Raw genomic sequence first — 18,053 nt, forward strand, 5'->3', positions numbered from 1 at the left:
GATCTGCCGGTCGAGCTGGTCGAGCTCCTCGGGCTTGCTGTCCACCTCCATGCGCAGGCGGCTCGCCGCCTCGTCCATCAGGTCGATCGCCTTGTCGGGAAGGAAGCGGTCGGTGATGTAGCGGTCGGAAAGCTGCGCGGCGGCGACCAGCGCGCTGTCGGAGATGCGCACGCCGTGGTGCAGCTCGTATTTCTCCTTGATGCCGCGCAGGATGGAGACCGTGTCCTCCATCGTCGGCTCGTCCACGTAAAGCGGCTGGAACCGCCGGGCGAGCGCCGCGTCCTTCTCGACGTGCTTGCGGTATTCGTCGAGCGTGGTGGCCCCGACGCAGTGCAGCTCCCCACGCGCAAGCGCCGGCTTCAGGAGGTTCGAGGCGTCCATCGCGCCGTCGGCCTTCCCGGCGCCGACGAGGGTGTGCATCTCGTCGATGAAGAGGATGATCTCGCCCGCGGCGGCGGTGATCTCGGACAGCACCGCCTTCAGCCGCTCCTCGAACTCGCCGCGATACTTCGCGCCCGCGATCAGCGCGCCCATGTCGAGCGCGAGCAGCTTCTTGTCGCGCAGGGATTCCGGCACGTCGCCGTTCACGATGCGCAGCGCGAGGCCCTCGGCGATGGCGGTCTTGCCGACGCCGGGATCGCCGATCAGCACGGGATTGTTCTTGGTCCGGCGGCTGAGGACCTGCATGGCGCGGCGGATTTCCTCGTCGCGGCCGATGATCGGGTCGATCTTGCCCTGCTCGGCGGCCTCGGTCAGGTCGCGGGCGTATTTCCGGAGCGCGTCGTAGCCCTCCTCGGCGCTCTCGGTGTCCGCCGTGCGGCCCTTGCGCAGGTCGTTGATCGCTTCGTTCAATTTCTGCGGGCTGACCGCGCCGGCCTCCAGCGCGTCCTTCGCGGGTGATTTGACCATGCCGAGCGCGGTGAGAATCCGCTCCACGGCGACGAAGCTGTCGCCTGCCTTCCTCGAGATCTTCTCCGCCTCGTCGAGCACCTTGGCGGTCTGCTGGTCGAGATAGACCTGCCCCGCGCCGCTGCCCGAGACCTGCGGCACCTTGGCGAGCGCGGCCTCGACCGTCTCGAGCACGCGCTCGGGCGCACCGCCCGCGCGGCGGATCAGGTTGGCGGCGAGCCCCTGCTCGTCGTCCATCAGCGCCTTGAGCAGGTGTTCGGGCGCGAGTTTCTGGTGCCCCTCGCGCACCGCGATGGTCTGCGCCGCCTGAACGAAGCCGCGCGACCGCTCCGTGAACTTCGACAAGTCCATGTCATTCCTCTCCTTCTTGAAGCGCCCCCTGTCGGCCGCCCGCCCGGCGGCACGGCCCTTCGGAAGCCTCGCGGGATCGAGATGGGAAGCGGCGCGGCGTGTTGCAAGTGGACAACAGCCGCCGCGTCAACTTCCCTCTTCCGCAGCGGCCGGGGTCTCGGTCACCATCTCGCGGTCGGCGTCCCGCACCACCCAGATCGCCGCGATTCCGGCAAGGATCAGGATCGCCGCCACCGCCACCGCGATGCGCGTCGTGCCGCGTCTGCGCTTCATCATCGTGTCCTCCGGTCGCTGCGGCGGCGCGGACGCCGCCCGTCTGTCCACGCAACCGGTGCGGCACGCTCCGGTTCCGGTGTCTTGTGCGGCCCCGCGATTTGCGGCAAGCCCCGCACGATCCGGAGGATGTGCCCATGCCTGCCCAAGCCGACGACCGCCTCATCGTCGCCCTCGACGTGCCCGACGCGCACGCCGGCCTCACCCTCGCCGGGCAGCTCGGCGAGGCGGTGAGCTTCTACAAGATCGGCCTCGGCATGCTCACGGGCGGCGGGCTCGCCCTCGCCAACGAGCTCAAGGCCGAGCACGGCAAGCGCATCTTCCTCGACATGAAGCTCTTCGACATCGGCGCCACGGTGGAGGCCGCTGTGCGCGGGCTCGCCCGCTTCGACCTCGATTTCCTGACCGTGCACGGCGATCCTTACGTCGTGCGCGCCGCGGCGGAGGGGGCGGCGGGCTCCGGCCTGACGATCCTCGCGGTCACGATCCTCACCTCGCTCGACCGCGCCGACCTCGATTCGGCGCTGATCCGCGACGGCGGGCTGCCCGACCTGGTGGCCGAGCGCGCCGCGCGCGCCTTCGAGGCCGGCGCCGGCGGCGTCATCGCCTCGCCGCAGGAGGCCGCGGCGCTCCGCGCGCTGCCGGAGGCGGCAGGCCGGCTGATCGTCACGCCCGGCGTGCGCCCCGCCGAGGCCGCCGCCGGCGACCAGAAGCGCATCGCCACGCCCGAGGCCGCGATCCGCGCCGGGGCCGATCACATCGTCGTCGGCCGCCCCGTCTGGCAGGCGGCGAACCCGCGCGCCGCGGCCGAGGCCGTGCGCGACGCGCTGCCGCCCCGCTGAGCGCGCCACTGGACGGCGGGCCCGCGCGCGCCCATCCTTCCCCCATGCCCGCCCTCTGCCGCGATTGTCTCGAGGTCTTCGACGCCGGCGCCCGCTGCCCGGCCTGCGGGCGGCCGCGCGTGACCGCGCACGACGAGCTTTTCGACCTCTCCATCGCGCACATGGACTGCGACGCCTTCTACGCCAGCGTCGAGAAGCGCGACCGCCCCGAACTCGCGCACAAGCCGGTCGTCATCGGCGGCGGCGGGCGGCGCGGCGTCGTCTCGACAGCCTGCTACGTGGCACGCATCCGCGGCGTGCGCTCGGCGATGCCGATGTTCAAGGCGCTCGAGCTCTGCCCTGACGCGGTGGTCCTGAAGCCGCGGATGGAGCTCTACGCCGAGGTGAGCCGCGCGATCCGCGCCATGATGACCGAGCTCACGCCGGCGGTGGAGCCGCTCTCGCTCGACGAGGCGTTTCTCGATCTCACCGGCACCGCGCGGCTGCACGGGGCGCCGCCCGCGGTGCTGCTCGCGCGGCTGGTACGGCAGATGAAGACGGAGCTCGGCGTGACGGGCTCCATCGGGCTCTCGCACAACAAGTTCCTCGCCAAGATGGCCTCCGACCTCGACAAGCCGCACGGCTTTTCCGTGATCGGGCAGGCCGAGACGCTCGATGTCCTCGCCGACATGCCCGTGCGCGCGATCTGGGGCGTGGGCGAGGCCGGACAGGAGGCGCTGACCCGCGCCGGCATCCACCGTTTCGCCGACCTGCGCCGCTGGGAGAAATCGGCACTCGAGGCGCGCTTCGGGTCCATGGGTCCACGGCTCTGGCACCTCGCCCGCGGCGAGGACGCGCGGCGCGTCTCCCCCGATTCGGCGCCCAAGTCGATCTCGAACGAGACGACCTTCGGGGACGACATCGACGATCCGGAGATCCTCGACGGCCACCTCTGGCGCATGGCCGAGAAGGTCGCGGACCGCGCCAAGGCCAAGGGGCTCGCCGGGCGGGTTGTCACGCTGAAGCTCAAGCAGGCGGATTTCCGGCTGCTCACCCGGCGCCAGGCGCTGCGCGACGCGACGCAGCTCGCCGACCGGATCTATCGCGCGGGCCGGCACCTGCTCGATGCGGTGCCGCCCGGGCGGGCCTATCGCCTGCTCGGCGTCGGGATATCCGATCTCTGCCCGGCCGCCGAGGCGGAGCGCTCCGGCGACCTGCTGGATCGACAGGCGGCGAAACGCGGAGAGGCCGAGCGCGCCGCCGACGCCATCCGGGCGCGCTTCGGCCCCGACGCGATCCTGAAGGGGCGCGGGCTGCGCTGAGCGCCGGTTACTCGGCCGCGAGAGGTACCGTCGCCTCGCCCGCCCCCCCGAGCGCGGCGATCTCGGCGACGACATCGCGCAGCAGCGCGCGGAAGGCGTCGAAATCCGCGTTGGGGCAGATTGCGCGCTCGTCCATGTAGATCGCGCGGTCGATCTCCACCTGCACGACGTGCTGCGCGCGCGACGGCCGGCCGTAGTGCTGCGCGACATAGGCGCCGGCGAAGGGCGCGTTGCGCACCACTTTCAGCCCTGCCGCCACGAAGGCCGCCTCCACCCGGTCCACGACCTCGGCCGCGGCGGAGGACCCGAAGCGGTCGCCGAGCACGATGTCCGGCCGGCGCACACCGGCCCGGGCGATGCCGTCCACAGCCTCGTGCGGCATCGAGTGACAGTCGATCAGAACCGCCATCCCGTGGTTCCGGTGCGCCTCGGCGAGCTGGCGCTGAAGCTCCGCGTGATAGGGGCGCCAGACGCCCGCGATGCGACGCTCCGCCTCGTCCCGCGTGAGCTTGCCCCGATAGATGGCCCGACCGTTGGCCACGACGCGGGGAATGACGCCGAGCCCGGAGGTCACGCGCGGGTTGTGGCCACCCCGCCGCACCCCCTCTATCAGCGCGGGATCCAGTTCCTCGGCGGACCGGTTGAGATCGACGTAGGCGCGCGGCGCCCCCGCGGCGAGCAGCGGCGCGCCGAACTCCGGCGCGCAATCGAAGAGCCGGTCGACATAGGCATCCTCGGAGGAGCGCACCGAGAGATCGTCGAGCACCGTCCGGCGCAGGAGGGCGTCCGGATAGTCCCGCCCGCTGTGCGGCGAGGCGAACACGACGCAGGACGTGCGCCGCACCGGCAACTCGATGTGATAGGCTGCCTCAGGCACCGCACCCTCCGTCACTGGCAGGCAACATAGCGCGATCGGGCGCAGCGCCAAAAGCCCTTGAACGCCCCGCCGGTTCCTTTTATAGGCCCCGCATCCGGCGCGGCGACCCGCGTGCCCGGCCTGCGGGCATGGCGCGGATCGTCAGGCCCGAGGGCGGTTAGCTCAGCGGTAGAGCACTACGTTGACATCGTAGGGGTCACTGGTTCGATCCCAGTACCGCCCACCATTTCGACCCGCCGCACCCCGCGGCACCCCGATCGAGGCGCCCTGCGCGCCGCGCGAACTGAGGAGAGGACCATGAAGGTCAGGAACTCGCTGCGCTCGCTCAAGAAGCGCCATCGCGACTGCCGCGTGGTGCGCCGCAAGGGGCGTGTCTACGTCATCAACAAGACCCACCGCCGCTTCAAGGCCCGCCAGGGCTGAAGCCCGGCGTAGGGTCGCGGTTTTCGGGCCGCTCCCGGTCGAGGGGGCGGCCTTTTTGCCGTTGATCTCATCACCGGCGGCGGTTTCGCGGCGTCACTGTCATGCGTGTGTCACCGGGACTTGACACGAGGGAGGCCCGAAACCTCTAAGGTGCGGCCATGCCCAGAGACGACATTCCGATCAGACACCCCTCCCGCCTGGCCGATGCCCCCGGGGGCTACGGCCGCGACAACCTCCACCCGCACGACACGCTCGACCGCGCCACGCGCGCCGCACAGGCGCGCATCACCGGCGGGCTGTCGCCCCATGCCGCCTGGGCGGCCTGGGCCGACTGGGCGACGCACATGATGCGCGCGCCCGGGCGGCAGATGGCGATCGCCGAGCGCGCGATGCAGAACGGCTGGAAGCTCGCGCGGCACGCCGTGGGCCTCGCGGAGGCGCCCTTCACGCCGGATCGCACGGATCATCGCTTCACCCACGAGGGCTGGGCACGGCCGCCCTTCGCGCTCTGGCAGCAGGGTTTCCTCGCCACGCAGGATGTGGTCGACCTCGCCACCGAACCGCTGCGCGGCGCGCGGCCCAGAAGCGCCGAGCGCGTGCGCTTCATGGCGCGGCAGTCGCTCGACGCGGTGGCGCCCTCGAACGCGCCGGCGCTCAATCCCGAGATCCTCGAGACGATGCGCGAGACGGGCGGTCATGCGCTGATCGACGGCTGGCGCAACCTGCAGGCCGACGTGCTCGGCGAGCTTACGGGCGAACCCGTCGCGCCCGAAAGCCGCTTCCGCGTCGGCGAGACGCTCGCCTGCACGCCGGGGCAGGTGGTCTACCGCAACGAGATCATGGAGCTGATCCAGTACAGCCCGCAGACCGAGACGGTGCACCCTGAGCCGGTTCTGATCGTGCCGGCCTGGATCATGAAATACTACATCCTCGACCTGCAGCCGCACAATTCGCTGATCAACTGGCTGGTTGGGCAGGGCTACACGGTCTTCGCGATCTCCTGGTTCAACCCGACGGCGGAGCACCGCGACCTCGGGCTCGAGGATTACCGCCGCGACGGCGTGATGGCCGCGCTGGACGCGGTGAGCACGATCACCGGGTCGCCGAAGGTCCACGCCTGCGGCTACTGCCTCGGCGGCACGATGCTCTCGATCGCGGCGGCGGCGATGGCGCGCGACGGCGACGACCGGCTCGCCTCGATCTCGCTGCTGGCGGCGCAGACCGACTTCGCCGAGGCGGGCGAGCTTCTGCTCTTCGTGGACGACAGCCAGCTCGCCTTCCTCGAGGACATGATGTGGGATCAGGGGACGCTCGATTCCCGCCAGATGGCCGGCGCCTTCCAGGCGCTGCGCGCCGAGGACCTGATCTGGACCCGGTCGGTCGGCCGCTACCTGATGGGGCGCGAGGACCCGGACGCCGACATCCTCGTCTGGAACCGTGACGCGACGCGGATGCCGGCGCAGATGCACGGCGAATACCTGCGCGGCCTCTTCATGGAGAATCGTTTGACCTCAGGGCGTTACGCAGTGGACGGCCGGATCGTGGCACTGCGCGACCTGTCAGCGCCGATCTTCGCGGTGGGGACGGAATCCGACCACATCGCGCCGTGGCGCTCGGTCTACAAGGCGAAGCTCTTCACCGACGTGGACATGCAATTCGTGCTGACGAGCGGGGGGCACAACGGCGGCATCGTCTCGGAGCCCGGCCACCGCGGCCGGCGCTACCGCGTGGGTCACCGCCCGCCGGGCGCGCTCTACATGGACCCGGACACCTGGCTCGACCATGCCGAGCAGAAGGACGGGTCGTGGTGGCCGGAATGGGGCGCGTGGCTCGGCCGGATGAGCGGCGAACGCGTCGCGCCGCCGCCGATGGGCGCGCCCGGCAAGGGCCTGAAGCCGCTCGCGCCGGCACCGGGGACCTACGTCTTCCAGACCTGACGCGCCGCGCTCATCGGCCCTGACCGGGCCTCTTCGCAGCGAGGAGGCCCGGCATGGGCCGAGGAGCGGCCCTCACCCTCAGTCGTACTTGCGCCTGTCCTCGATCACGAGCCCGTCGCGCGGCAGCGCGCCGGGGGCGACGACCTCGACCGCGCCGCGGAGCTTGAGGATCTCGGCGACGCTCGCCTCGAAGACCGCGGGCTCGCCGCCCGTGGCCTCCAGCTGCACGGTCATCACGTCGCGCTCGTCCTCGCGGGTGACCACGACCCGGGCGCGCGCGATCTCGTCATGACGCGCGACCAGCGCCGCGACCTGCTCGGGGCGGACGAACATGCCCTTGATCTTGGTGGTCTGGTCGGCGCGGCCCATCCAGCCCTTGATCCGCATGTTGGTGCGCCCGCAGGGGCTCTCGCCCGGCAGCACCGCCGAGAGGTCGCCGGTGGCGAAGCGGATCAGCGGATAGTCGCGGTTGAGCGTGGTCACCACGACCTCGCCCACCTCGCCGTCGGGGACCGGGTCGCCGGTGCCGGGGGTGACGATCTCGACGATCACGTGCTCGTCGACGATCATGCCCTCCTGCGCCGCGCTCTCGTAGGCGATGTTGCCCAGATCGGCGGTGGCGTAGCACTGCAGGCAGGCGATGCCGCGGTCGGCGTAGTATTGCCGGAGCGAGGGGAAGAGCGCGCCGCCGCCCACCGCGGCCTTCTCGATGCGCAGCGTCTCGCCCATCTCGTCGGCCTTCTCGAGGATCGCCTTCAGGTAGTCCGGCGTGCCGGCGTAGGCGGTGCAGCCGATGTCGGCCGCCGCGCGCACCTGAAGCTCGGTCTGCCCGGTGCCCGCCGGGAGCACCGTCGCGCCCACCGCGCGCGCGCCGCTCTCGAAGATCATGCCGGCGGGTGTCAGGTGATAGCCGAAGCAGTTCTGCACGACGTCGTCCTGCCCCACCCCGCAGGCATGCAGGAAGCGGCCCATGCGCCACCAGTCGGGCGCGTCGCCGCCGGGCTCGTAGATCGGCCCCGGCGACTGGAAGACATGCGCGAACCCCTGCACCGGGCGCGCGGTGTAGCCGCCGAAGGGCGCGTCGGCGCCCTGCGCGTGGCCGAGGCGCGCCTTGCGCAGCACGGGCAGCGCGGCGAGCGCGTCGCGCGTGGTGATCGCGTCGGGCTCCACCGCGTCGAGCGCGCCCGCGTAGCCCGGCAGCGAGCGTGCGAGCGCCACCTGCCGCGGCAATTCCTCCGCGAGCCACGCCGCGCGGTCCTCGGCGCTGCGCGTCTCCAGCGCGTCGAAATGCGTCCCGCTCCCCGGTCTGTCCTTCATGCCGCCGCCTCCTTCACTCTGTCCGTCGGGCCGTCGAGCCACGCGCGCGTCAGCCCCGCGATCAGCCGGACATACCGCTCGCGCCCACCCGCGATCTGCGCCAGATCTTCCGGCCGGTCGGGCAGGCCGAGCGCACGCGCCTCTTCCAGCGCATGGTCGTCCGCCGTCGGGAAGACCTCGTCCCAGACGAGCTGCGCCTCGCGCGCGAAGATCTCCGCGCCCACCTCGCCAATGCCGTCGAACGCCTTGAGCCGCGCGCGGATGCCGGCCGCGTCGCCGCCCTCGGCGCGGAGCCGGCGCAGATCGCCATCGTAGGCGTCGCTCACGCGCTCGGCCGCGGCCATGATCTGATCCGCGCCACGGTTGTCGAAGCGGGCGTAGCCGTTCTCGTTCAAGACGCGGATGCGCTGATCCCGGTCGCTCTCGAGGAGGCCCTGCACCGTGTTCAGCTCTTCCACCTTCAACGCGCCCGCGGCCTGCGTGGCCTGCGTGGCGCTGATGCGCGCCGACATGAGAAGCGCGCCGAGCAACCAGTGGAACCACTCGTCCGGCGTGTCCGCGTCGATCCGCGCGCCGATCTCCTCGCTCCAGAGCCGGCCCTGATCCTCGACCAAGGCCCTGACAATCTCTTTACGCGCCATCTCCACCTCCGTTCGCTGACGCAGGGGGAACGGCGCAGCCGCGGCCGGGGTCCCGCGCGGCGGCCATCAGGCCAGCCAGCGCTTGCGCCGGCGGTAGCTGCGCACGTCGCGGAAGCTCTTGCGGCCCTCGTCCGAGACACCGAGATAGAATTCCTTCACGTCCGGGTTCTCGCGCAGGTCGTCGGCCGGGCCGTCCATCACCACGCGCCCCGATTCGAGGATGTAGCCGTAACGCGCGAAACGCAGCGCGACGTTGGTGTTCTGCTCGGCGAGCAGGAAGGTCACGCCCTCGTTCTCGTTCACCGATTTCACGATCTCGAAGATCTGCTCCACGAGCTGCGGCGCGAGGCCCATCGACGGCTCGTCGAGCAGGATCATCTCGGGCCGGGACATCAGCGCGCGGCCGATCGCGGTCATCTGCTGCTCACCGCCCGAGGTATAACCCGCCTGGCTGCGGCGCACGTTCTTCAGGCGCGGGAAATACTCGTAGACGAGGTCCAGATCGCTCTGGATCTCGGCCCGGCTGGCGGAGCGGGTGTAGGCGCCGGTCAGCAGGTTCTCCTCGACCGTCAGGTGCTCGAAGCAGTGGCGCCCCTCCATCACCTGGATGACGCCGCGCTTGACGAGCGCGGAGGGCGGCAGGTCCTGCACCGGCTCGCCCTTGTAGACGATGGAGCCCTTGGTGACCTCGCCCCGCTCGGAGGCGAGCAGGTTCGATATCGCCTTGAGCGTCGTGGTCTTGCCCGCGCCGTTACCGCCGAGAAGGGCGACGATGCCGCCCTTGGGCACGGAGAGGCTGACGCCCTTCAGGACGAGGATCACGTGGTTGTAGATCACCTCGACGTTGTTGACCTCGAGAAGGGCCTGGTCGGTACGGCCTGCGTCGAACATCCTCGCCTCGCTTGCTGGGTCGGGCGGGGCGGCCACGCCGCCCGCGCCCCCTGTCGGTCCGTCGCACCCCGGCCCAAGCGGCCGGGGCGCCGCGTCTCAGCTCTCGTTGCAGCGGAGCTCGATGTCGTTCTCCTCGGCGAAGGCCATGGAGTCGTCCTCGACGAGCGGGTCGAGCACCTCGTCGTCGGGCTGGATGTAGTCGGTGATCGGCTCCCACTCGCCGGCGGAGGCGTCCCACTGCTGCACGATGCTGCCGCCCGAGCCGCCGTGGTTCGAGCAGGAGACCGCGAACTCCGGCCCGATGCCCGGCATGCCGAGCTCTTCCATCCGGGCCTCGGTCATCTCGAGCGCCTCCATCCCGTCGCGCATCATCGCGGCGTCGATATCGGTGGTGTCGTGCATCTCCTGCGCGGTCTTGGCGGCCTCCACGGCGAGCATCGCGGCATACATGCCGCGGGTGTAGAGCACCTTGCCGAGGTTGGATCCGTCGCCCGCGGCGAGGCCGGCGTCGATGACATGCTCCTGAATGTCGTCGAAGACCGGGTAGTCCACGATCCGGTTCATGTTGAGCGCCTTGTAGCCGTCGGCGGCCTGACCCGCCGGGGTCACGTCATGCTCGGCGCCCGCCCACCAGTTGCCGATGAAGTTCTCCATCGGGAAACGGACGTTGGCGGCCTCCTGCACCGCGACCTGGTTCATGACGCCCCAACCCCACATGATCACGTAGTCGGGGCGTTCACGCCGGATCTGGATCCACTGGCTCTTCTGTTCCTGGCCCGGATGGTCGACCGCGATGGTCGAGAGGTTGTAGTCATGCTTCTCGGCAAGGTCCTCGAGGGTGCGGATCGGCTCCTTGCCGTAGGCGGAATTGTGGTAGAGCAGCGTGATGTCCTTGCCCGAAAGGTCGCCGCCGTTCTCGTCCAGAAGGTGCTTGATCGCGACCGAGGCGCCGTCCCAGTAGTTGGCGGGATAGTTGAACACCCACTTGAAGACCTCGCCGTTCTTGGCGGAGGTACGGCCATAGCCCATCGTGTGGAGCGGGATGCCGTCGGCCTGCACCTTCGGGATCAGCTGATAGGTGATCCCGGTGGAGAGCGGCTGATAGATGAGCGCCCCCTCGTCCCGCGTCGCCTCGTAGCACTCGACGCCCTTTTCCGTGTTGTAGGCCGTCTCGCACTCGATGACGCGGGCCTCCACGCCGCCGATGCCGCCGTCACGCTCGTTCACCAGCGTGAAGTAGTCGCGGTAACCGTCCGAGAACGGGATGCCGCCGGAGGCATAGGGGCCGGTACGATAGCTCAGATCCGGGAACACCAGATCGGCGAGCGCCGGACCGGCGGCCATGCTGGCGGCGAGCGCCGCAGCGGTCAGTTTCGTCTTCATGGGGTCCTCCTCCCTCTTGGTCGTCGTTGACTTGCGGCACTACGCGCCGCCGCGCCCGTCCCTCAGTAGGGGAAGGGCCAGAGCCTCAGCTTCTCCTTCGCGAGGCGCCAGAGCTGGGCCAGCCCGTGCGGCTCGGCCACCAGAAAGACGATGATGAGCCCGCCCACGATCACGAACTCGAGATGCGCGGCGATGTCGGAGGGCCAGCCGAGCCCGCCCACCAGCACGTTCTTCAGGAAGACCGGCAGCAGCACGAGGAAGGCCGCGCCCGCGAAGCTGCCGAAGATCGAGCCGAGCCCGCCGATGATCACCATGAACAGGATCAGGAAGGACTTCTGGATGCCGAAGGCCTCGCCGACCTCGACCGCGCCGAGGTAGACGGAGAAGAAGAGCGCCCCCGCGATCCCGATGAAGAAGGACGAGACCGCGAAGGCCGAAAGCTTCGCCGCCAGCGGGTTCACCCCGATGATCTCGGCCGCGATGTCCATGTCTCGGATCGCCATCCACTGCCGGCCCTGCTTGCCGCGCGTCAGGTTGCGCGCCACGAGCGCGACGAGCGCGACGAAGACCAGGCAGACGAGATAGGCCGCCCAGGCCGATGCGTTGGGCCCGGTCACCGCGATGCCCAGCACCGTGCGCTCCGGCGCGGTGATCTGGCCCGAGGCGGAGTAGTTGTAGAACCACGGCACCCTGTTGAAGAGCCAGACGAGGAAGAACTGCGCGGCGAGCGTCGCCACCGCGAGGTAGAACCCCTTGATCCGGAGCGAGGGCAGCCCGAAGAACACCCCCACCGCCGCCGTGATCCCGCCGGCGAGCACGATGTGGATCAGGATCGAGATGTCCGGGAAGGCGGTCATCAGCTTGTAGCAGGCATAGGCGCCCACAGCCATGAAGCCCCCGGTCCCGAGGCTCACCTGCCCGCAGTAACCCGTCAGGATGTTCAGCCCGATGGCCGCGATGGCATAGATCAGGAAGGGCAGCAGCACGGCGTTGGCCCAGTAGTCGTCGACGACGAAGGGCACGATGGCGAAGGCCACCGCGAGCACCGCGTAATAGCGCCAGCGATCGAAGCGGATCGGGAAGGTCTGCCCGTCCGCGACGTAGCTCGTCTTGAAGTCGCCCGCCTCACGGTAGAGCATCACTGTCCTCCCATTTCGCCTGTGCGGCCTCCCGCACCTCCGCCGGCAAGGGGCCGGAGCGGGGCGCGTCGCCCGTTTCTTCCGCCATGCGCGCGATCCGGATCCACGCCCCGACGCCCGTCATCAGCCCGGCGAAGGCGATCAGCGCCGCCACCGAGACCTGCGTCGCCGTCAGCCCCTCGGCCGCGAGCGCGAGGTAGCCGAAGGCCCAGAAGCCCGACCAGGCGATCACGTTGACGATGGCGAGGAGCTTGCGCACGGCGTCACACCCTCTCGATGATCTTCTCGCCGAACAGCCCCTGCGGCCGGAAGACGAGGAAGACGAGCGCGAGGACGTAGGCGAACCAGTTGTCCGTCGCCCCGCCCAGCATCGGGCCGATCAGGAACTCGAAGAGCTTCTCGCCCACCCCGATGATCAGCCCGCCCACGATCGCGCCGGGGATCGAGGTGAAGCCGCCCAGCATCAGCACCGGCAGCGCCTTGAGCGCGATGAGCGAGAGCGAGAACTGCACGCCCATCTTGGTGCCCCACATGATCCCGGCCACCAGCGCCACGAGCCCCGCGAGCGACCAGACCATGATCCAGATGAAGTTGAGCGAGACGCCGACCGACAATGCCGCCTGGTGGTCGTCGGCCACTGCGCGCATCGCGCGGCCCTGCTTGGTGTACTGCGCGAAGAGGATCAGCACCGTCACCATGGCGGCGGCGATCAGCGTGGCCGCGATGTCGAGATTGTCGATGAAGAAGCCGTAGCCGAACCACTCGTAGGTGAGCTCGTCGATGGTGGCGTTGATCCCCTGCGGCAGCCCGACCTCGAGGTTCTTGATGCTCGCGCCCCACATGAGGTCGCCCAGTCCCTCGAGGAAATAGGCGAGCCCGATCGTCGCCATGAAGAGGATGATCGGCTCCTGCCCGATGAGGTGGCGGAAGATGAAGCGCTGCACCGCCCAGGCGAGCGCGACCATCACCAGAGCGGTCAGCAGGATCGCGGCCAGCGCCGGCAGGTGCCAGCCGAAGTGGTGAACCTTCGTGCCGAAGACCGCGTTGATCAGATGCGCGAAGGGCACCTGCCCGTCCATGATGCCCACGAGCGTCAGCGCGGCGAAGAGCGCGAGCACGCCCTGCGCGTAGTTGAAGATGCCGCTCGCCTTGAAGATCAGCACGAAACCGAGCGCGACCAGCGCATACAGGACGCCGGCCATCAGGCCGTTCAGCACGACCTCGATGCCCCAGAAAAACTGTTCAGGCATGGCCCCCCCTCCCCTCGCCCGGCGCCGCTGCGCCGCCGGGCTGCGTCAGATCTCCGGCGCGCCGAGCGGCCGGCACTGGCAGTTCGCAAGCAGGATGTCGCCCCGCGCGGAGCGCTCCCCGGCCGGGAAGGCCTCGAGCGCGGCGCGCGCGCCCCTCAGCCCCTGCCGGATGTCCTGCGCCTTGTAGTCCGGCACGTCCTCGCCCTGCAGGCCCTGCCCGGCGCGGGCGTCCCGGCTCTCCCGCACGGCGCGCGCGAAGGCCGAGAGCGCGGCCTCCCGCTCGCGGTGCGGCAGTTCCGTCAGGTCCGCCTCGGTGAACTCCGCGGCCGGCGCGGCCACCTCGTCCGTAAGCCCGCGATCCTCGTTCAGGATCTCGGCGAGCCGGCGCTTCGTCCATGTCATGTCGGCCATGTCGGTCCTCCTTGCCCGTCGGGAAGACAAGCGCGCAGGCCGGGCCACGGGTCCATCGCGGGAGGTCAGTCATGCGACACCCCCAGGTAGGCGTCGATGACCTCCTGGTTGTTGCGGACCGCGTCGGGCGTGCCGTCCCCGATCTTCCGGCCGTAGTCCATGACCACGACCCGGTCGGAGAGGTCCATGACGACGCCCATGTCGTGCTCGATGAGCGCGATGGTGGTGCCGAACTCGTCGTTCACGTCGAGCACGAAGCGGCACATGTCCTCCTTCTCCTCGACGTTCATGCCCGCCATCGGCTCGTCGAGGAGCAGGATCGTGGGCTCCGACACCAGCGCGCGGGCGAGCTCGACCCGCTTCTTGAGGCCGTAGGGCAGCCGCGAGACCGGCGTCTTGCGGATGTGCTGGATCTCGAGAAAGTCGATGATCTTCTCGGCCTTCTCGCGGTTCTCGACCTCCTCGCGCTCGGCCGGCCCCTTCCAGACCGCCTGCGCGAGGATGCCCTGTTTCATGTGGGTGAGCCGGCCGGTCATCACGTTGTCGAGCACGCTCATCCCGTCGAAGAGCGCGATGTTCTGGAAGGTGCGGGCGATGCCCTGCCGCGCGACCTGGTAGGGCTTCATCTGAGGCCGCCGCGCGCCGCGGAACCAGACCTCGCCCTCCTGGGGCACGTAGAAGCCCGAGATCACGTTCAGCATCGAGGACTTGCCCGCCCCGTTCGGCCCGATGATCGCGCGGATCTCGCCCTCGCGGATGTCGAAGGAGATGTCCTTGATCGCCGTCACGCCGCCGAAGCGCAGCGTGATGTTCTTCATTTCCATCACCACGCCGCCGATCCTGCGGCCGTCCTCGGTGACGTGATCCTCCGCCGCGGCGCCGTGGCCGCTCTCGTGGATCGCCGCATCCAGAACTTCGCGGCTCACTGCCGGATCGCTCATTCGCGTCCCCCTCCCGCCAAAAGCGTCACGCCGCCGACCACCACCCCGTAGACCACGAGCAGCCCCGCGAGGGGCAGCAGTCCGATGTCGCCGTAGCCCGCGAGTTGCACGGCACCGATCCCGCAGCCGCCGGTGACGGCCCCGGAAAGTCCCGGAACCCAGGAACGTCGGGCCATCCGGCCGATCGCGGCCGCAAGCGCGAGCCCGACGAGCGCAACCGCGGCGGCCGGCAATACCATCGAGGCGTCATTCATGCCGGGGCCTTCCCGCCCGCGGCGACGGCGCCTCCTCGCGCCCGTTCGGGCGCTCCTCGGCGGCGCGATGACGCCCGCGAGGGCGGAAGAGCGGCCCCGCCCCTCATTCCGCTGCCTCTTTCTTGCCCGGCGCGGCCACGGGCACCACCTTGGCGTCGCGGATCTCGAGCGTGGCCTTGATGCTGCCCTTGCGGCCGTCCTCGTAGGTGACCTCCGTCTCGGTGTAGACACTGTCGGAGCCGTCGTAGAGCGCGGTCACCAGATCGTCGAACTTCTCGCCGATCACCTTGCGGCGCACCTTGCGGGTGCGCGTGAGCTCCCCGTCGTCGGCATCCAGCTCCTTGTGCAGCACGAGGAAGCGGTGAACCTGGCAGGCCGAGAGCATCTCGTCCCCGGCGATCGAGCGGTTCACCTCCTCGACGTGCTCCTGGATCATGTCGAGCACCTGCGGGTGACCGGCGAGCTCCTGGTAGCTCGCGTAGGCGATGTTGTTGCGCTCGGCCCAGTTGCCCACGGCGCTGAGATCGATGTTGACGAAGGCGCAGCACCGGTCGCGCCCGGCGCCGAAGACCACCGCCTCGAGGATGTTCGGGTAGAACTTGAGCTTGTTCTCGACGTACTTGGGCGCGAAGAGGTCGCCCGAGGCCATCTTGGCCACGTCCTTGGCGCGGTCGATGATCCGCAGGTGCCCGGTGTCCGGCTCGAAGAAGCCCGCGTCGCCGGTGGCCACCCAGCCGTCGGGGTCCTTGGTGTCGGCGGTGGAATCGGGGTTCTTGTAGTACTCCACGAAGACGCCCGGAGAGCGGTAGTAGACCTCGCCGTTCTCGCGCACCTCAACCTCGACGCCCGGGGAGGGCACGCCCACCGTGTCGGACCGCACCTCGCCGTCGGGCTGCTGCGTGATGAAGACGCTCGCCTCGGTCTGGCCGTAGAGCTGCTTCAGGTTGATGCCGAGGGAGCGGTAGAAATCGAAGATCTCCGGCCCGATCGCCTCGCCGGCGGTGTAGCCCACGCGAATGCGCGACATGCCGAGCACGTTCTTCAGGGGCCCGTAGACGAAGACCGAGCCCAGCCTGTACTTGAAGCGGTCCCAGGCGCTCACCTCCTCGCCGTCGAGGATCGCCGGCCCGACCTTCCGGGCATGCGCCATGAAGGTGTCGAAGAGCCACTTCTTGATCCGGCCGGCGTCCTCCATCCGGATCATCACGGTGGTCAGCTGCGTCTCGAAGATGCGCGGCGGCGCGAAGTAGTAGGTCGGCCCGATCTCGCGCAGATCGGTCATCATGGTGTCCTCGGACTCGGGGCAGTTCACGCAGAACCCGCACCAGTAGGCCTGCCCGACCGAGAAGATGAAGTCGCCCACCCAGGCCATCGGCAGATAGGCGAGGATTTCCTCGTCGGGGCGGAGACCGTCGAACTCCGCCGAGGCCTTCGCGGTCTCGATGATGTTGCGGTTCGAGAGCACCACGCCCTTGGGCTTGCCGGTGGTGCCGGAGGTGTAGAGCATCACGCAGGTATCGTCGTAGCGAAGCCGCGCGCGCCGGCGCTCGAGCTCCGGCGCGAACTCCTCCTCGGCCGCGCGGCCCTGGTTCTGCACGTGGCTGAACTGATGCAGCCGCGCGTGGTCGTATTTCCGAAGCCCCCGCGGGTCGACGTAGATGATGTGCTCGAGCTGGTGGAGGCGCTCCTGCACCTCGATCAGCTTGTCCACCTGCTCCTGGTCGGCGACCACGGCGAAGCGCGCGCCGCAATGGTCCATGACATAGGCCATCTCCTCGGCGCCCGAATCCTGGTAGAGCGGCACCGGTATCGCGCCGACGGACTGCGCCGCGACCATCGCCCAGTAGAGACAGGGTCGATTGCGCCCGATGACGGCGACGAAATCGCCCTCGGCCACGCCCAGGTTCAAAAGACCGAGCGCGACCGCCTCGATCTCGCGCGCGGTCTCGGCCCAGGTCCAGCTCTGCCAGATCCCGAATTCCTTCTCGCGATAGGCCGGCTTGTCGCCGACGCGGGCGACATTCTGCGCGAGCAGCGCGGGGATGGACTCCGGTTTCGCCCGGTCGGCGACGGTCTGGGTCACGATGCCTCCTCCCTGCCCGGCCCGTCCCGGCCGGGCGGCCTCTGTCGGGCCGTTGACGACAGGCTGCGGCGCTATTCTTTCCGCATCATGTCCGAAATCTTGCGAATTGTAACAGGCGGCGGCACGGTCCGCGTCCGGCGGCAGGGGGCTGTCTGCCCCCTCTTGGCCTGCGGCCAATTCACCCCCGAGGATATTTGACCCAAGAAGAAGGTGCCGGGGTTTTCCGGGACCGGCGGGCCGGGTGCGGGGATCGGCGGAGTGTCTCCGGCAGCGCCGCGGGACCGGAGGCCGGACGCGACGGACTTTGCGCGCGCGGGCGGGAGTGCTAGCCATGGCGTCGGGAGGAGACCATCGCCATGGCCCCGCGCGCCGACCGCACGCAGGCTCTGATGACCGCCGGGCTGAACCTCATTCAGCAGGCGCTGTCGATCTACGACAGCGACCTGCACCTCGCAGCCTGCAACCGCCGCTTCCAGGAGATGTTCGATCTGCCCGCGCGGCTCGTCACGCCCGGCGCGCGCTTCGAGGACACCATCCGTTTTCTCGTGCGCCGCGGCGAATACGGGCCTGTCGCGGACGAGGAGGAGGCGGTGCGCGCGCGGGTCGAGGTCGCCCGCCGCTTTCAGCCGCATTACATGGAGCGCACGCGCGCCAACGGGCGCACGATCAGCGTGGAGGGCACGCCGCTGCCGGAGGGTGGCTGGGTCTCGGTCTACACCGACATCACGCCCACGAAGCAGCACGAGGCGCTGCTGCGCGCGCGCTCCGAGGAGCTGTCCGACCAGCTCATCGCGCATGCCGAGGAGCTCGCCGCGGCGAACCGCCAGCTC

19 protein-coding genes and 1 tRNA gene are annotated in these 18,053 nt (G+C 69.8%); 6 read left to right on the forward strand and 14 right to left on the reverse strand.

Annotated features, from left to right (window positions below; all coding sequences use genetic code 11):
* Both ACESL7_RS03810 and ACESL7_RS03815 read right to left on the reverse strand, forming a co-directional pair.
* The coding region (locus ACESL7_RS03810) for a Clp protease N-terminal domain-containing protein (RefSeq protein ID WP_372891615.1) at window positions 1–1,260 on the reverse strand (1,260 nt) is incomplete at its 3' end.
* Between the two features lie 126 nt (window positions 1,261–1,386).
* On the reverse strand, window positions 1,387–1,536 hold the full coding sequence (locus ACESL7_RS03815) for a hypothetical protein (RefSeq protein ID WP_372891617.1): 150 nt from the start codon (window positions 1,534–1,536) through the stop codon (window positions 1,387–1,389).
* 134 nt (window positions 1,537–1,670) lie between these two features.
* Between ACESL7_RS03815 and pyrF the strand changes: the two genes are divergently transcribed.
* Together pyrF and ACESL7_RS03825 are read left to right on the forward strand one after the other, a co-directional pair.
* The gene (gene pyrF / locus ACESL7_RS03820) at window positions 1,671–2,375 is read left to right on the forward strand and encodes an orotidine-5'-phosphate decarboxylase (protein ID WP_372891619.1); all 705 of its coding nucleotides are present in this window, start codon (window positions 1,671–1,673) and stop codon (window positions 2,373–2,375) included.
* A 44-nt stretch (window positions 2,376–2,419) separates the two neighbouring features.
* Window positions 2,420–3,676, forward strand: a complete 1,257-nt coding sequence (locus tag ACESL7_RS03825; RefSeq protein ID WP_372891621.1) for a DNA polymerase IV — start codon at window positions 2,420–2,422, stop codon at window positions 3,674–3,676.
* A gap of 7 nt (window positions 3,677–3,683) precedes the next feature.
* Here ACESL7_RS03825 and ACESL7_RS03830 read toward each other — a convergent pair whose 3' ends face one another.
* Window positions 3,684–4,553 (reverse strand): N-formylglutamate amidohydrolase, encoded by an 870-nt coding sequence (locus ACESL7_RS03830; protein ID WP_372891623.1) that lies wholly within the window; start codon window positions 4,551–4,553, stop codon window positions 3,684–3,686.
* A 151-nt stretch (window positions 4,554–4,704) separates the two neighbouring features.
* Between ACESL7_RS03830 and ACESL7_RS03835 the strand changes: the two genes are divergently transcribed.
* The 3 genes from ACESL7_RS03835 (at window position 4,705) to ACESL7_RS03845 (ending at window position 6,913) form a co-directional block, all read left to right on the forward strand.
* Window positions 4,705–4,779: transfer RNA gene (locus ACESL7_RS03835), tRNA-Val, on the forward strand.
* Window positions 4,780–4,850: 71 nt separating this feature from the next.
* Entirely contained in the window at window positions 4,851–4,976 is a 126-nt protein-coding gene (ykgO, locus tag ACESL7_RS03840; RefSeq protein WP_115979325.1) for a type B 50S ribosomal protein L36, read from the forward strand.
* A 158-nt stretch (window positions 4,977–5,134) separates the two neighbouring features.
* Window positions 5,135–6,913, forward strand: coding sequence for an alpha/beta fold hydrolase (locus ACESL7_RS03845; RefSeq protein WP_372891625.1), 1,779 nt, complete (start codon window positions 5,135–5,137; stop codon window positions 6,911–6,913).
* A gap of 78 nt (window positions 6,914–6,991) precedes the next feature.
* Here ACESL7_RS03845 and ACESL7_RS03850 read toward each other — a convergent pair whose 3' ends face one another.
* The 11 genes from ACESL7_RS03850 to ACESL7_RS03900 form a co-directional block, all read right to left on the reverse strand.
* Window positions 6,992–8,230 (reverse strand): phenylacetate--CoA ligase family protein, encoded by a 1,239-nt coding sequence (locus ACESL7_RS03850; protein ID WP_372891627.1) that lies wholly within the window; start codon window positions 8,228–8,230, stop codon window positions 6,992–6,994.
* On the reverse strand, window positions 8,227–8,871 hold the full coding sequence (locus tag ACESL7_RS03855) for a hypothetical protein (RefSeq protein ID WP_372891629.1): 645 nt from the start codon (window positions 8,869–8,871) through the stop codon (window positions 8,227–8,229). Before ACESL7_RS03855 ends, ACESL7_RS03850 begins: the two co-directional genes overlap by 4 nt.
* A gap of 66 nt (window positions 8,872–8,937) precedes the next feature.
* Window positions 8,938–9,762: an ABC transporter ATP-binding protein gene (locus ACESL7_RS03860; protein ID WP_372891631.1), complete on the reverse strand. Its 825-nt coding sequence runs from the start codon at window positions 9,760–9,762 to the stop codon at window positions 8,938–8,940.
* 96 nt (window positions 9,763–9,858) lie between these two features.
* Entirely contained in the window at window positions 9,859–11,145 is a 1,287-nt protein-coding gene (locus ACESL7_RS03865) for an ABC transporter substrate-binding protein (protein ID WP_372891633.1), read from the reverse strand.
* Window positions 11,146–11,207: 62 nt separating this feature from the next.
* Entirely contained in the window at window positions 11,208–12,284 is a 1,077-nt protein-coding gene (locus tag ACESL7_RS03870; RefSeq protein ID WP_372891635.1) for a branched-chain amino acid ABC transporter permease, read from the reverse strand.
* On the reverse strand, window positions 12,271–12,543 hold the full coding sequence (locus ACESL7_RS03875; protein WP_372891637.1) for a hypothetical protein: 273 nt from the start codon (window positions 12,541–12,543) through the stop codon (window positions 12,271–12,273). Before ACESL7_RS03875 ends, ACESL7_RS03870 begins: the two co-directional genes overlap by 14 nt.
* Before the next feature lie 4 nt (window positions 12,544–12,547).
* On the reverse strand, window positions 12,548–13,534 hold the full coding sequence (locus ACESL7_RS03880) for a branched-chain amino acid ABC transporter permease (protein ID WP_372891639.1): 987 nt from the start codon (window positions 13,532–13,534) through the stop codon (window positions 12,548–12,550).
* A gap of 45 nt (window positions 13,535–13,579) precedes the next feature.
* Window positions 13,580–13,945, reverse strand: a complete 366-nt coding sequence (locus ACESL7_RS03885) for a hypothetical protein (protein WP_372891640.1) — start codon at window positions 13,943–13,945, stop codon at window positions 13,580–13,582.
* Window positions 13,946–14,010: 65 nt separating this feature from the next.
* The gene (locus ACESL7_RS03890; protein ID WP_372891648.1) at window positions 14,011–14,769 is read right to left on the reverse strand and encodes an ABC transporter ATP-binding protein; all 759 of its coding nucleotides are present in this window, start codon (window positions 14,767–14,769) and stop codon (window positions 14,011–14,013) included.
* A gap of 113 nt (window positions 14,770–14,882) precedes the next feature.
* Window positions 14,883–15,140 (reverse strand): hypothetical protein, encoded by a 258-nt coding sequence (locus tag ACESL7_RS03895; protein WP_372891642.1) that lies wholly within the window; start codon window positions 15,138–15,140, stop codon window positions 14,883–14,885.
* Window positions 15,141–15,243: 103 nt separating this feature from the next.
* A complete protein-coding gene (locus ACESL7_RS03900) occupies window positions 15,244–17,223 on the reverse strand; it encodes an AMP-binding protein (RefSeq protein ID WP_372891644.1) in 1,980 nt (659 codons plus the stop codon).
* A 356-nt stretch (window positions 17,224–17,579) separates the two neighbouring features.
* Between ACESL7_RS03900 and ACESL7_RS03905 the strand changes: the two genes are divergently transcribed.
* Window positions 17,580–18,053, forward strand: a 474-nt coding sequence (locus ACESL7_RS03905; RefSeq protein WP_372891646.1) for a PAS domain-containing protein, incomplete at its 3' end; no start/stop codon positions are given.

The sequence above is a fragment of the Rhodosalinus sp. genome (assembly GCF_041685465.1).
In the GTDB taxonomy this organism is placed as follows: domain Bacteria; phylum Pseudomonadota; class Alphaproteobacteria; order Rhodobacterales; family Rhodobacteraceae; genus Rhodosalinus.